Source organism: Pseudomonas sp. SID14000 (assembly GCF_002165135.1).
Lineage (GTDB): Bacteria > Pseudomonadota > Gammaproteobacteria > Pseudomonadales > Pseudomonadaceae > Aquipseudomonas.
This window is the reverse complement of sequence record NZ_NFZQ01000009.1, coordinates 191620-205527: the sequence shown is the minus strand read 5'-3', so window position 1 is coordinate 205527 and position 13908 is coordinate 191620. Positions and strand designations below refer to the sequence as shown.

11 protein-coding genes are annotated in these 13908 nt (G+C 63.7%); 4 read left to right on the top strand and 7 right to left on the bottom strand.

The features are described 5' to 3' along the window. Positions 1-194: 194 nt before the first annotated feature. The 4 genes from CAY82_RS15515 to CAY82_RS15500 all read left to right on the top strand — a co-directional run bounded on the left by CAY82_RS15515 (position 195) and on the right by CAY82_RS15500 (position 6873). Entirely contained in the window at positions 195-2636 is a 2442-nt protein-coding gene (locus tag CAY82_RS15515; RefSeq protein WP_087502002.1) for a TonB-dependent siderophore receptor, read from the top strand. Positions 2637-2692: 56 nt separating this feature from the next. Continuing rightward, positions 2693-3805 carry a PepSY domain-containing protein gene (locus CAY82_RS15510; protein ID WP_087502001.1) on the top strand — a complete coding sequence of 371 codons (1113 nt, stop codon included), beginning with the start codon at positions 2693-2695 and terminating at the stop codon, positions 3803-3805. Continuing rightward, positions 3802-3987, top strand: coding sequence for a hypothetical protein (locus CAY82_RS15505; protein ID WP_087502000.1), 186 nt, complete (start codon positions 3802-3804; stop codon positions 3985-3987). The genes CAY82_RS15510 and CAY82_RS15505 overlap by 4 nt, the downstream gene beginning before the upstream one ends. Before the next feature lie 66 nt (positions 3988-4053). Then, entirely contained in the window at positions 4054-6873 is a 2820-nt protein-coding gene (locus CAY82_RS15500; RefSeq protein WP_087501999.1) for a DUF6543 domain-containing protein, read from the top strand. Here the strand turns inward: CAY82_RS15500 and CAY82_RS15495 are convergent. Genes CAY82_RS15495 through waaF form a run of 7 tightly spaced genes read right to left on the bottom strand, consistent with a single transcriptional unit; the run spans position 6834 to position 13794 of the window. Then, on the bottom strand, positions 6834-8276 hold the full coding sequence (locus CAY82_RS15495) for a lipopolysaccharide kinase InaA family protein (RefSeq protein ID WP_087501998.1): 1443 nt from the start codon (positions 8274-8276) through the stop codon (positions 6834-6836). The two genes, CAY82_RS15500 and CAY82_RS15495, sit on opposite strands and share 40 nt — an antisense overlap. Continuing rightward, on the bottom strand, positions 8276-9028 hold the full coding sequence (locus CAY82_RS15490) for a lipopolysaccharide kinase InaA family protein (RefSeq protein ID WP_087501997.1): 753 nt from the start codon (positions 9026-9028) through the stop codon (positions 8276-8278). The genes CAY82_RS15495 and CAY82_RS15490 overlap by 1 nt, the downstream gene beginning before the upstream one ends. Next, positions 9025-9759, bottom strand: coding sequence for a lipopolysaccharide kinase InaA family protein (locus tag CAY82_RS15485; protein ID WP_087501996.1), 735 nt, complete (start codon positions 9757-9759; stop codon positions 9025-9027). Before CAY82_RS15485 ends, CAY82_RS15490 begins: the two co-directional genes overlap by 4 nt. Further along, entirely contained in the window at positions 9759-10565 is an 807-nt protein-coding gene (rfaP, locus tag CAY82_RS15480) for a lipopolysaccharide core heptose(I) kinase RfaP (RefSeq protein WP_087501995.1), read from the bottom strand. The genes CAY82_RS15485 and rfaP overlap by 1 nt, the downstream gene beginning before the upstream one ends. After that, complete coding sequence (locus CAY82_RS15475; RefSeq protein WP_087501994.1) at positions 10562-11686, bottom strand: glycosyltransferase family 4 protein; 1125 nt, start codon at positions 11684-11686, stop codon at positions 10562-10564. The genes rfaP and CAY82_RS15475 overlap by 4 nt, the downstream gene beginning before the upstream one ends. Then, entirely contained in the window at positions 11686-12744 is a 1059-nt protein-coding gene (waaC, locus tag CAY82_RS15470) for a lipopolysaccharide heptosyltransferase I (RefSeq protein WP_087501993.1), read from the bottom strand. The genes CAY82_RS15475 and waaC overlap by 1 nt, the downstream gene beginning before the upstream one ends. Next, positions 12745-13794, bottom strand: a complete 1050-nt coding sequence (gene waaF / locus CAY82_RS15465; protein ID WP_087501992.1) for a lipopolysaccharide heptosyltransferase II — start codon at positions 13792-13794, stop codon at positions 12745-12747. Positions 13795-13908 lie beyond the last annotated feature (114 nt).

The following is a 13908-nucleotide window of genomic DNA, read 5'->3' as shown; positions in this document are numbered from 1 at the left end:
AACCCGCTCCCACAGGATTGCACCAGCCTCAAAGCCCCCGCGATCCCTGTGGGAGCGGGTTTACCCGCGAAAGGGCCGGTACAGGCAAAAGCCAACTTCAAATAATTCTCAATTTTTTTCAGATTCACCCTGTCACTTTTGAAATCTCGCTCGGCAAGGAAGCAGTAAGCACTTATCCGTCGAGGAGCCGCTGCATGTCCCGTGCTGTTGATCGTATCCTGCGCCCCAGGCTGATGGCCCTGGCCATCGCCGTGGCCGCGCCATTGGCCAGCCCTGCCCTGTTCGCCACCGAGCAATCCGCTCAGCGTGCCTACGACCTGCCCAGCGCACCGCTGGCCAACACCCTCAACCAGATCGCCAGCCAGGCCGGCATTACCCTGGCCATCGACCCGGCGCTGGTCAGCGGCCGCACCTCGGCTCCGGTAAGCGGGCAGTACGACGGCCTCGGTGCCCTGCAGACAGCATTGCGCGGCACCGGCCTGCAACTGCAGCACAGCAGCGTGGGCAGCTACAGCCTGGTGGCAGCACCGGAAGGGACACTGGCGTTGCCGGAAACCACCGTGGATGCAGCCAGCGTCAGCGAAAGCGCCTGGGGCTCGGTCGAAGGCTACGTCGCCAAGCGCACTGCCGCTGGCACCAAGACCGATACCGCACTGGTCGAAGTGCCACGCTCCATTTCCGTCGCCACCCGCGAGCAGATGAAAGACCGCAGCGTGCACAGCCTCGATGATGCCGTGCGCTACATGCCGGGCATCGTGTCCGCAAGCTTTGGCAGCGACACGCGGTATGACTGGATGCGCGTGCGTGGCTTCGAGCCGACCCAGTTCCTCGATGGCCTGCCGCTGCCACGCGGCGTATACGCCAACCCGAAAGCCGAAACCTGGAACCTCGACCGCCTCGCCCTACTGCGCGGCCCGGCCTCCTCGATCTATGGCCAGACCCCACCCGGCGGCCTGCTGGACATGGTCAGCCGCCGACCGCAGGCCGAAAGCACCCATGAAATCGAGCTGCAATATGGCAGCGACAACCATCGCCAGATCAATTTTGCCAGTACCGGCAAGATCGACGACGAAGGCCGCTTTCTGTATGGCGTCAGCGGTGTGATCCGCGACAGCGGCACGCAGATCGACCATATCGACAACAAGCGCTACAACATCGCCCCGAGCCTGACCTGGAACATTGACGAAGACACCTCGCTAACCTTCCTCACCCAGTTCACCCGGGACGATACCGGCGTAACCAGCCAGTTCCGGCCGATTCAGGGCACCAAGATCGACATGCCGTTCGGCAAGATCTCGCACCACAAGAACCTGGGCGACCCGGACTACGAGTTCTACGACCGCACCTACTACGCGCTGGGCTATGCATTCGAACACCGTATCAACGATGTCTGGCAGTTCCGTCAGAACCTGCGCTATACCAAATCGGAGCTCTCGTTCCAGACGATTACGGTGAACAGCTACATCCCGGAATACGCAGACTTTGGTTATGTGGTGGACGATGAAGGCAACACCGGGCGTAGCACGACGAACGTGGATGAAGACATCAGCCAGTTCGCCGTCGACAACAACTTCCAGGCCGACTTCAGCACCGGCGCCATCAGCCACACCGTACTGATTGGCCTGGATCACCAACGCACGAACAACAACTTCCTGACGATCTACGGCATTGCTCCGGACATCAACGTGAACAACCCGGCCCATGGTTTGCCGATCACCCGACCGGACCGCTCCACTGCCTACTACGACTATGATCAGAAAACCAGCCAGACCGGCCTCTACGTTCAGGATCAGATGGCACTCGGCAACTGGCGCCTGACCTTGGGCGGTCGTGAGGACTGGGTGCATACCGGTACCAGGTTCTTCAACAAGGGCGACGCCACCAACACCCAGCGAGACAGCAACTTTAGCGGCAACGCGGCAGTCAGTTACGTCTTCGATTCGGGCCTTGTGCCCTATCTGTCCTACGCCGAGTCGTTCCAGCCAGCCAGCAAGGCCGATGCAGATCCGACGAACTCGTTCAAGCCAACCGAAGGCAAGCAGTGGGAACTGGGTATCAAGTACCAACCACCAGGTTCCAACACTTTGCTTTCCGCTGCGGTGTATGACCTGACTCAGAAGAACGTACTGGTCACCAGCAACGATGGAAACACCAGCGTCACCAGCCAGACCGGCGAAGTGAAGGTCCGTGGCCTGGAGCTTGAAGCAGTATCCGACGTGACCGAAAACCTGAAGGTGATCGCCGCCTACACCCTGGCCAAGTCCGAAGTGCAGGATGGCCAGTTCAAAGGCAACCGCCTGCAACTGATGCCGAACCAGCAAGCGTCTGTATGGGGCGACTACACCTGGCACACGGGTGTACTCGACGGTTTCGGCATAGGCCTGGGCGCGCGCTATACCGGCAATACCTACGGTGACCAGGCCAATACCTACCTGGGCAAGGCCAATGCCTACACGGTGTTCGATGCGGCGGTGCACTACGATCTGGGCCGCCTGAACGACAGCCTCAAGGGCGCCTCGCTGGCGGTCAATGCCACCAACCTGCTTGACAAGGACTACCTCTCCACCTGTGACTCGTACTACTGCTATTACGGCGACGAGCGCAGCGTCGTGGCCAGTGCCACCTACAGGTTCTGAGTGAGCCGGGGCCGCTTTGCGGCCCCAGCACGCATCAGGCAAAAATCGGTAACGTGATGAAAAGCCCAACCATCCGCCGCTGGTCGGTAATCCACACCTGGAGCAGCCTTGCCTGCACCCTGTTCATGCTGTTGCTGGCACTCACCGGCCTGCCTCTGATCTTCCAGCACGAACTCGAACACCTGCTCGGGGACGCACCCGAACTGCGCGAAATGCCGACCGATACCCCACACCTGGACCTGCAGCAGTTGGTGATCAAGGCCGAACAGCACCGCACCGGGGAGGTCATGCAGTACTTCGGCTACGACGAGGACGAACCCGACGGTGTCGTGGCCATTACCGCTGCCACCGCCGGTACCGAGCCCAACTCGTCGCATACATTCATGCTCGACGCCCGCACCGGCGAAGCCGTGGCGATGCCTGCAGCCAATGGCGGTTTCATGATGCTCATGCTGCGCCTGCACGTGGACATGTTCGCCGGCCTGCCCGGCAAGCTGCTGCTCGCATTCATGGGCGTTCTGTTCATCGTCGCGATCGTCTCCGGCACCGTGCTCTATGCGCCATTCATGCGCCGCCTGGACTTCGGCACGGTTCGCCACGACAAATCTCGTCGCCTGCGCTGGCTCGACCTGCACAACCTGATCAGCGTGGTCACCTTGGCCTGGGCATTGACGGTGGGGGTGACCGGCGTCATCAGCGCGCTGTCCGACCTGGTCATCGCGGCCTGGCGCAACGACAGCCTGGCCGCCATGGTTGCCCCATACCGTGACGCCCCACCGCTCACCGAGCGTGCCCCGGCCACCCGCCTGCTGACCATTGCCGAACAGGCCGCCCCCGGCATGCGCCCGGATTTCATCGCCTTCCCCGGTACACGCTTTTCCAGCGAGCATCACTATGCGGTGTTCATGAAGGGCGCCACGCACCTGACCTCGCACCTGTTAACGCCCGTGCTGATCGATGCGCGAACGCTGACGGTGACCGCCGTCGGCGAACGCCCCTGGTACATGGACGCCATGGGCCTGTCACAACCGCTGCACTTCGGTGACTACGGCGGCCGGCCGATGCAGATCCTGTGGGCGATACTCGATGTGATGACCATCATCGTGCTCGGCAGCGGCTTGTACCTGTGGTTAGGCAAACAACGCACAAAGCGGGAGCCCCGGCTATGAGCCACAGGTCGCAGCCGGCCCGGCGTATCTTCGCCTGGCCGCTGATTATCGCCCTGCTCACTTCCACAGGGTTATTCGCTGCACTGCTGGGGGACGGGATGTGGGACAGCCTCGCCTGGCTCGGCCTCGGGTTATCCGCTGTGCTTGGCCTGCAAGGGCTCTACCGACGCCCGCGGCAGTAGCGGGTTAGCACCCGCGCGCGGGGTGGCCGTTACATGGTTGGCTGCCATTTCCCAAGGAGCCACACCATGACCCCTTTGCAGCGTCTGGAAGCCCTCGATGAACAAATCATCACCCTGCAGCAAAGCAAACCCGAACTGGCCGACGGAGCGCAGCCTGCCGCAGTTCGTCAGCGTTTTTTTGGCGACCTGGCAGCGTTCTGGCACAACCCCGTCGAAGCAGGCCACAGCCGCCTGCGACAACTGCGCGAGCTGCGTCACGAACAACTTCTGGCCGAACTGGAACTGCGGCTTGCCGACCAGACTCTGGACTACGGCCACATCAGCCTGCTGCGCACGTCCCTGGAGCTGCCACTACCCTGGCAGCGCCACCATCTGCCCGACACCCACCGCGCCCAGATCTACCGGCCAGTCTTCAGCAGGCTGAGTCCTCACGGCCGGCTGGCGTTACCCGGCACGCTGGTGCTGTTGGCCGACGGGCCGCAAGGAGCAGATGCCGAGCCCGAAACAGCTACCGGCATAGCACTGCTGTGCAGTGTTTCTCATGGAGTCGAAGGGTTCGCCAATCTGACAGAACTGCATACCGAACTGTGCGAGCGCCTGGACGACCCTCTGCAAAGCCGGCCACTGCTGCAGTTGCTACCCCGTATCCAGGATCAGCAGTTGGTGAGGTGTGCCGACCGGCTGCGCTATGAGTGGTTTACCGGCGACCTGGTAGAACAGCAGGTCACTGACGTGATCGACGCACAGCATCAACGGCTCACAATCGCCTGGCACGCCGCCTGGGCGCTGGGCCAGGCCCCCGATCTGCATGCGCTTAACGCTTCGCTGGCCAAGGAGCAGTCATTGATCGAACTCATGGGCAGCAAACATGCGTTGTCCACCCGTTATGCGCTCCTGCTGGAAAAACACCTGCCGGCCTGGCTGCGCCAGAGTTCCACGCAAAGCCTGACCCATATCATGCAAACGATCCAGGAACTGGCTGGGGCCGTCGCCCAGGCAGCTGCACCCGGCTTGCTCACCCTGGAGCAATTCGGTACTCGCCACCACCTGCTGGCATGGGTACGTGAACGCCTGGGCGAAGCGCTACGCCGTGAGTTCGCCATCGAGTTGCCCGCCGAGAAGATCTGCGTATCCGTCACCCTGGCACGCCGCAAAGGCCCGCTGGTCAACCCACTGGCACCGTCCGGGTATGTTGCGGTTGTCAATCGTCGACATGTGGGTGATACCGTCGAAATGGTCCCCATCACCTACCGCCTCGACGAACTGGCGTTGCTCAATATCGCCTGGTTCGACCTCGACTACTGGCTGACTGCTCGAGTCCACCACGAGGATGGCAGCCCACTCGACTCGCTATCCCCAGAGGGGGCGAAGCGCCTTGTACGCAAACTCGACGCCGGCAGTGGCTACATCAGCTTTCTGCGCACTCACCTGCTTGAATCCTCCGCTGCGCGTTGGCGCATGCAGGCCCACGGCAACATCACCCGCACACGCATGCACGCTGAAGCGGCCAAGGCCCGTTACGCCAGGCATTTACTCGAGGGTACCCAAGAACGTGGTTATCGATGGATCAAGGCAGTTATCAACCACCCCGACAACCGCTGGCGACCCGCCATCGACGAGCAACGCGTCATGGTTCATCAATTGAACGCGGACGGGCATACGCTGCAAGGGGTACTGCTGATCAAAGCCCAGAATGAGGCTATTCAACCTCTTGTGTTGTACACACCAGACGCTCCCGACCGGCGCGCCTGGCGTGAATACCCGAACACCCGCGCCCTGCTGAAAATGTTACGCCGCACGCCCGCTCTGCGCCGTTACCTGGTCCAGCGGGCACCATTGGCCGATGGCATGCGGCTTGACCGGTTGATACGCAAGGGGCGCCTGGGGCCGCACGTGCAATGGCCAAAGATCGAAGGGAACCTGTTCGAAGCCCTTTACCGGGCGCAAGTCCAGGCCATGATCGCCGAAGCCGATGCCAACAGTCGCAGCCACCGCGAACTGCTTGGCGAGATCGGGCTGGCAACGCTGCACCTGACCCTCGACATGGTCAGCCTGGTGCTGCCAGCTCCGGCGCTCTCGTCCTTGGCCTTCGGGCGAATGTCGATCTCGGTCTGGGACGGTTTCGAGGCGATGAACAAGCAAGACCACGAGGCGATGCTTCATCACGCCATAGCTGCCTTCAGCCATGCTACCGATGGGCTGACCAGTTTCGCTAGCTCGCCCCTCATGCGCAGGGCGATGCGCGGCCTGCCACCTCAACCTCCGCGGCCCCTGCCGACAACCCACGAAGCGGCCGTGGACGTGAGCAAACTACGCTACCGGATCGATGGGGTTCATGGCGAGGAAGTCTACGAACAGGTCAATACCACGCCAGGCCCGGACCGATACTTCGTGAAAGACAGCCATGGGCGATTGTACAACGTCCATTTCGACGGCCATCGCTGGCGCGTGCTCGACCCCAGGCAGCCGGATGCCTACGTACAGTTGCCGATCAAACGGCTGCGTAATGGCAATTGGGTGGTCGATTCCATCGTGCTATGGCATGACGGGTTGCCTGACGTAGCCCAGCTGTTGGAAGAGGTACGCCTGCAACCACCATTAGAAGGCGAACCGGTGGCAGGGGAAGCCGACCTGCGCGACGCCGGGGGGCAACTCTATCTGCAGTTGGGGAACCATCAGTTGCCGGTTCGTCGGCACCTGCTTGCCGGGCACTACCATTTGCAGCTGCCCGAGAAGGCACTGGGCGCAGTCCACGCCTGGGCAGTACTGCGTCAACAGGGTGGCCAATGGCGCATTCGTGTGCGCCAGCCAGGCCGCAGCAGCGACTGGCTGGCACTGCCGGCGGTTTACTCGGCCAGCTTGGGCAACAGCCGGTCCAACCGTTGATGCAAGGCACTGCCACTCGGCCAATTGCGCAGCAGCCGAGCCCGATCACGGGCGTAGGCCGGGGCAAAGCTGAGCTGGGTGGCGTGCTGGCACATGGCGTCGAGGTCGATCAGCGACCACTGGCCGTTGTGCCAAAACAGGTTGTGGCCCTTGAAGTCGCCGTGGCTGATACGCTCGCGAATCAGCTGCTGCATCACATGCACCAGGGCATCCACCTGCTCCTCGGGCGCATCGCCGTTATCCACGTAGGGCGCGAAGCATTCGGCCAGGTCCGGGCCATCGATATACTCGGTGACCAGGTAGGCACGGCTTCGCAGCCCCATCACTCGTTGCTCCAGCACCGCGAGTGGGCGCGGCGTGGCGATGTCGAGGAATTCCAGGCGGTGGCCTTCGATCCAGGAATGCCAGGCCCGGCTCGGGCGCCAGAAGCGCTTGAACCAGTGCGCGGTGTTCTTGATGTTGTAGCGTTTGAGCACCAGCGTACGGCCGCCAACCTCGATGCGCGCCACGCTGGCGGCGCCACCAGTCTTGTACAGGTGGCCCTGGTCGATCAACGCGTCGGCCTGCTCCAGCACCGGCAGCATGGCTTCGACCTCGTTGCGGCGGATAGCCCGCAAGCCCGAAAGGCCACGCTCGACGCTGAACAGGCTGCACTCGCGACCGGCCTTTTCCAGGTAGTCCTTCTGGCGCCAGCTGCGCACCTTGTCCACCTGCTTCTGCAAGGCTTCCAGCGGCAGCGCATGTTCGGCGTTGGCCAACAAGTAATGCACCAGCAACTCTTCGATGAAAGGCTCCAGGCGCTTGGGTAGCTGGGCGAAGAACACCCCCAGGTTTTCCAGCACACGCGGGCGCGACAACTGCTGGCCGGGCGTTTCGGCCTTGATGCCGGCACCGTCGATCAGGTACAGCTTGCCGCCGTGGCGCAGCAGGTTGTCCAGGTGCAGGTCTTCCTGCCACAGGCCCTGAGCATGCATGTGCGCCACAGCAGTGAGCGCCTCGCCCAGCACCAGGTGCTGCTCGTCGGCCAGCACTGGCAGGCTTTCCACTGCCGCCCAGGCATCGGCCAGGCTTTCGGCGCCGTCGAGAAACTCGAACAATAGCCAGCCGCCCTCGCCTTCCTTGAGGCCATCGGCCAGCAACTTCGGCGTGGTCAGGCCCTGCTCGGCCAGCAGCTTCACGCCTTGCAGTTCGCGCTGGAAATGCCGGGCGGCGTTACCACCGACCAGCAGCTTGGCGAGTACTGGGGTACCACGCCACACACCGGCGCCCACATAGCGCTGGCCCGGCAGCACCCGCAGCAGGCTGAGCAATTGCAGGTCAGCCGTGCCAGCGGCATCGGCCAGGGTGATGCTCAGGGGCAACGAGGGGCTGCGCCCGGCCTCTTTCAATTCAGACAAACGCATCAGCGGGCCTCTTTTTCACGACGGCGTTGCGTCAGGCGTTGCAGCCAGGTATCGACCAGCGTGCCATCGGCAGGCTGCGCCAGGTAGCTGGCCAGCAAGGTACGTACATCACGCTCGCTCCAGACCGGGGCGCGACGCAGCAGCGGCTCCAGGTCCTTGAGTCGGTCACGCATGCCGAACAGCAGGGGGCGGGTCTTCTCCAGGTCGATCAGTTGCGCGTCCCAGCCTTCGCGGCGCTGGCGCAAAAAGATGTGCTTGGGGTAGAAGCAGCCATGCACCTGGCCGGCGCTGTGCAGGGTGCGCGCCAGTTGGCCGCAGGCCTGCAGGACGCCATTGCGTTCAGCATCGCTCAGTTGTGGCCACCGTGCCAGCAGGCTGTCGAGGTCGGCCCATTCGTCCAGGGCACGGGTCATCAGGATTGCCCGATGCGTGCCGCCTTGCTTGCGTTCGCCATAGAACACCGCCTGCAAGGCTGGAATGTGCAGCTTCTGGTAACGGCTGATGTTGCGGAATTCGCGGGCGAAGGTAGGCTCGCCGAACGGCCGGTGCAGGGTACGGGTCAGATAGTCGCTCTGGCGCTTGAGGTAGTAGCCCTTGCCTTCGAGCTCCAGGCGGAACACGCTGCTCCAGCCACCGCGGCCGGTGTTCGGTTCGTCCACGGCATCCAGTTGCAGTGCCCAAAGCGCCTCGAAGTCGTCCAGGCCATGGCGTTTGAGCAGCGCGAGGTCCGCGCTGGCCAGGTAATCGGTCATTCCCTTCCCTCGAAAAAGCCCACCACCTGGCGAATGCGCTTCTTGTCACGCACATTCAGCCGGTCGCGGCCACGGTATTGCAGGTAGAAACGCAGGCGCTGGGTTGCCGACAGATGGTATTTGGCCACTTTGTCCAGGCACGCCAAGTCCTTGATCATCCGGTGACGCCACATGAAACCGCGCCAGAAATCGCCGGTGGGGCAGTCGATGAAAAATAGCGTGCCCTGGTCGTCGACCAGCAGGTTGCGCCACTTCAAGTCGTTATGGGCGAAGTGGTGCTGGTGCATGACCCGGGTGTGGCGCGCCAGCTGGCTGCTGACATGCCCGACCCAGGCACGGTCGGCCAGGCGTGCATCGTTACGCTCGGCCAGCGCCGACAGGTCTTCGGTGCGCGGCAATTCGCGGGTGATCATCGCGCCTCGGCCAAAGGCCAGGCCATTGCGCTCCAGGCCCCAGGCAACCACCTCGGCAGTGGGGATGCCCCACTTGTCGAACTGCTTGAGATTCTGCCATTCGGCCTTGATTCGCGGCCGCCCCAGGTAGCGGCGCATGTGCTTGCCGGCCCCGGTATAGCGCTTGACGTAGTAATTGACCCCGTCACGCGTGATACGCACCACCTCGCTGAGCGGGTCGCGGGTCAGGCGCTCGCCTTGCAGGGCAAATACCGCATCAAGGCTGCCGAAGTCCGCCGCCAGGTGTTCGTAGCCCGGCGCCAGTGTCCACCCCGCCATCAGAGTGCATCCCCATAGCGTTGCTTGCGATCGTAGAGTTTCTGCGCCTTGCGCTCCAGCCAGGCAAGTAGCGCGGCTTCATCCTTCAGGATCTGCCGCAGCGGGCGCTGGAAGTAGCCGCGCAGGAAGCGCAGCTTGTCGCGTTGGGTCAGGCCGATGTCCAGCGCCGAGAAGTACAGCGCGGCCAGGTCCTTGTTGCGCCAGCGGCGGCTGATTTTCGCTCGGGTCTGCGCGCGGTGCAGGTCGATTACCGACAGTTTGAAGTCTTCCGCCGTCACCGGGCGGTCGGTATGTAGCAGGAAGTGGCAGATGTAGCAGTCGCGGTGGTTGACCCCGGCGCGGTGCATGCCGCCGGTCATCTTCGCCACTTCGGCGATCAGCGCGCGCTTCAGGCGCGGCTCGGGCGGCTGCCTGACCCAGTCGATGCTGAAATCTTCCAGGCTAATGGTTGGCGCCAGTTCTTCGGTGATGATGAACGAATGCTGCGCGGCCGGGTTGCTGCCACGCTCGCCATAGGCGACGGCAGTCATGGTCGGCACGCCAACCTGGTGCAAGCGCTGGATGGCCTGCCACTCCTGGCCGGCGCCGAGCACCGGAAGCTTGGCGGTAAGCAGGTTCTTGAAGATCTCGCCCCAGCCGATGCCACGGTGGATCTTGACGAAGAAGCCCTCGCCAGCGACTTCGGTGCGCAGCGTGCGGCGCCCTTCCAGCTCGCGATAGACCTCGCCTTGTAGCGCCTCCACGGCGTCGAAGGCATCACGCCCGGCCCACAGGCGCTTGAAAGGTTCGGCCAGTATCAGCTTCATGCGGACTCCTGCCCCAGGATCACGTCGGCGGCATGCTGCGGCATGCTGTACAGATCCGCGGTTTCAGCAAACGCCAGGCCGTTGCGCGACCAGTTGACGCGGGCCTGCTGGTCTTCGAGCATGCGTTGCAGGTAGCCATTGAGCTGTTCCTGCTCGAACGGCTCGTCCAGCACCAGGCCGCTGTCGGCCTCGGCAATGTAGTGGGCGTAGCCACACACCTTGGAGACCAGTACCGGCAGGCCGGCCACCAGCGCTTCGAGCAGCACCGTGCCGGTGTTCTCGTTGTACGCCGGGTGGATCAGCAGGTCGGCGCCCAGCAGGAAGCGCGGGATATCGCTGCGGCCCTTGAGGAACTGCACCTGCTCGCCCAGGCCCAAGGTAGCACTTTGCAGCTGGAACACCTTGGGATCATCCTGGCCGATCACCATCAGCCTGGTGCGCTTGCGCAGGGCCGACGGCAGTGCGGCCAAGGCCTTGAGGCTGCGGTCCACGCCCTTGGTCTTGAAGCCCGAGCCAATCTGCACCAGCAGCAGGTCGTCATCGCCCAGGTTGAATTCCTTGCGGAACTCGGCGCGGATTTCGCCGGCATTGGCCGGCGCGCGGCGGTCCTGGGAAATACCCGGAGGCAGCAGGTGGAAACGCTCCACAGGCGTGCCGTAGTGCTTGATGAACAGCGGCTGCTGCACTTCGGAAATCATCAGCACTTCGGTGTGAGCGTCCTTGGCGAACACCGCACGTTCGTACTCGGCAAAGTGCCGGTAGCGGCCCCAGCGACGGTACAGGCCACCGCGCAGGGTCTGCGCCTTGTCCTCGAAGCAGCCGTCGGCGGCGTAGTACACGTCCAGCCCTGGCATCTTGTTGAAGCCGATCAGGCGGTCGACCGGGCGCTTGGCCAGGTCGGCGGCCATCCAGGCGCTGAGCTTCTCGTTGCGGCGGTGGTTGAAGATCGCCTTCACCGGCGCCACCAGCACTTCGAAGCCCGGCGGAATGTCACCCTCCCAAATCAGCGTGTACACACGGATCTGGTGGCCCCGCTTCTGGCATTCCAGGGCAATGCGCATGAAATCGCGCTGCAGCCCGCCGAAGGGGAAATACTTGTAAAGCACGAAAGCCAGTTGCATCAACGGACATCCTCAGCCAGCAGCAACGCGCTCAAGCGGCTCGCCACATGCTCGGGATTCAGGCGAGTGAAGCACAGCGGCCACTCGCGTTTCAGGTCGAACCGGCGCAGGTCGTCGGCGCTCGGTTTGTAGGTGCACTTCTTCTGCAGGCAGGGCGCGCAGGGCCAGTCACTGGCCTGGTGAATCTGGGTCCGTCCGTAGGCGCCGGTCAGGCCTGGGTTGGTCGGGCCGAACAGCGAAATGGTGGGCACGTCGAGTGCCGCCGCCAGGTGGCCGAGGCCGGTATCGACCGCAACACAGGCTTTTGCCGCCGCCAACACGCGAGCGACGCCGGCAAGGTTCAATTTGGGGAGCACCTGGCAGTTGTTCAAGCCCTGGGCGATGCGCTCGGCCCGCGCCTTCTCGGCCGGGTTGCCCCACGGCAGGCGCACCTCCAGCTTGCGCCGGCCCATGCGTTCGGCCAGTTCGCGCCAGTAGGCTTCGGGCCAGTGCTTGGTCGCCCAGGTGGTGCCATGCAGGAAGACCACATAGGGGGCGGCCGGCGGCAGTTGCAGGCGCTCAAGGTCGAGGCCGTAGTTGCCGATGCCTTCCGGCAGGTCGTAGGCCAGGGCCATGGCGAACAGCTGGCGCACCCGCTCTACCGCATGCTGGCCGGTGGCAACCGACAGACGCCGGTCATAGAAGCGGCTGGCCCAGCCTTCGCGGGCCGAGTAGCGGTCCAGGCCAGCCACCGGCGCCTTCACGTAGCGGGTCAGCCAGGCCGACTTGACCAGGCCTTGGGCGTCGATCACCAGGTCGTACTTGCGCTCGCGTAGACGTTGCTTGAACGCCTTCCACTCGCCACTTTTGATGGTTTGCCAGAGATTCTTGCGCCAGCGGCGGATGGCCACCGGAATCACCTGATCGACCGCCGGGTGCCAGCCGGGAATTTCGGCGAAGCCTTCTTCCACCACCCAGTCGAAGCGGATGCCCGGGATAGCGTGGGCGGCATCGGTAAGCGCCGGCAGGGTGTGGATCACATCACCCAGCGACGAAGTCTTGATGATCAGTACCCGCACTTAGTCGACCTCGGCCACGGTATCGATCAGGTCCGGCCCGCCAAGGCTGTGCAGGGCGGCAATGACTTTGCCCGGTTCCAGCAGGCGCAGGCAGTTGTAGTGGCCGAAGCGGCAGGTGCGGTCGAAGCACGGGCTGCACTCGATGCCAGTGCGCACCACTTCCACGTGCTCGGCCAGCGGCGGGGTGAAGCCTGGCGAGGTCGAGCCGTACACCGCCACCAGCGGGCGGTTCAGCGCAGCGGCCACGTGCATCAGGCCGGAGTCGTTGGACACCACGGCATGGGCGCAGGACATCAGGTCGATGGCCTCGGCCAGCGAGGTTTCGCCGGCCAGGTTGGACGATTCTTCACGCAAGCCCGGGATCAGCCTATCGCGGATCTGCTCACCGACCGGGTGATCGTTCTTTGAGCCGAACAGCCACACCTGCCAGCCCTGGCGGATCATCGCATCGGCCACTGTGGCGTAGTGCTCGGCCGGCCAGCGCTTGGCCTCGCCGAACTCGGCACCGGGGCACAGCGCCAGCACCGGGCGGTCCAGCTCCAGGCCGAACTTGGCCAGGGCAGCGTCGCGGCTCTGCGCTTCGATCTGCAGGCTGGGGCGCGGGTACGGCTGCGGCAGCTCGGCGCCGGGCGCGTAGGCCAGGGCCATGAAGCGCTCGATCATCAGCGGGTAGCGGGCCTTGTCCAGCTTGCGCACATCATTGAGCAGGCCGAAGCGCATTTCACCGCGCCAGCCGGTGCGCTTGGGGATACCGGCAAAGAACGGCACCAGCGCCGACTTCAGCGAGTTGGGCAGCAGGATGGCCTGGTCGTACTGGCCGGCCAGGGACTTGCCGATGCGCCGCCGCGTGGCCAGTTCCAACGCGCCGTGGCCGAGCGGGAAGCTCAGGGCCTGACGGACCTCAGGCATGCGTTCGAGGATCGGCCGGCTCCACTCGGGGGCCAGCACATCGATCACGCAGTCGGGGTGCTGCTGTTTCAGGCACTGGAACAGGGTCTGCGCCATCACCATGTCGCCGACCCAGCTGGGGCCAATGATCAGTATTCTCATGCTTAGTCCAGAAACGCTCGGGGAGGCTACAGGCTGCGGTACAGCCTGGCCTCCCCTCTTTATATTCAGGCTATGTGGCGGACAGTGTACCACCGGTGGTGAGGCATGAGCCTT

Bases quoted from the DNA above. Each gene is read 5' to 3' on its own strand.
- CAY82_RS15515 (WP_087502002.1), top strand. From the start codon at position 195: ATGTCCCGTGCTGTTGATCGTATCCTGCGCCCCAGGCTGATGGCCCTG.
- CAY82_RS15510 (WP_087502001.1), top strand. From the start codon at position 2,693: ATGAAAAGCCCAACCATCCGCCGCTGGTCGGTAATCCACACCTGGAGC.
- CAY82_RS15505 (WP_087502000.1), top strand. From the start codon at position 3,802: ATGAGCCACAGGTCGCAGCCGGCCCGGCGTATCTTCGCCTGGCCGCTG.
- CAY82_RS15500 (WP_087501999.1), top strand. From the start codon at position 4,054: ATGACCCCTTTGCAGCGTCTGGAAGCCCTCGATGAACAAATCATCACC.
- CAY82_RS15495 (WP_087501998.1), bottom strand. From the start codon at position 8,276: ATGCGTTTGTCTGAATTGAAAGAGGCCGGGCGCAGCCCCTCGTTGCCC.
- CAY82_RS15490 (WP_087501997.1), bottom strand. From the start codon at position 9,028: ATGACCGATTACCTGGCCAGCGCGGACCTCGCGCTGCTCAAACGCCAT.
- CAY82_RS15485 (WP_087501996.1), bottom strand. From the start codon at position 9,759: ATGGCGGGGTGGACACTGGCGCCGGGCTACGAACACCTGGCGGCGGAC.
- rfaP (WP_087501995.1), bottom strand. From the start codon at position 10,565: ATGAAGCTGATACTGGCCGAACCTTTCAAGCGCCTGTGGGCCGGGCGT.
- CAY82_RS15475 (WP_087501994.1), bottom strand. From the start codon at position 11,686: ATGCAACTGGCTTTCGTGCTTTACAAGTATTTCCCCTTCGGCGGGCTG.
- waaF (WP_087501992.1), bottom strand. From the start codon at position 13,794: ATGAGAATACTGATCATTGGCCCCAGCTGGGTCGGCGACATGGTGATG.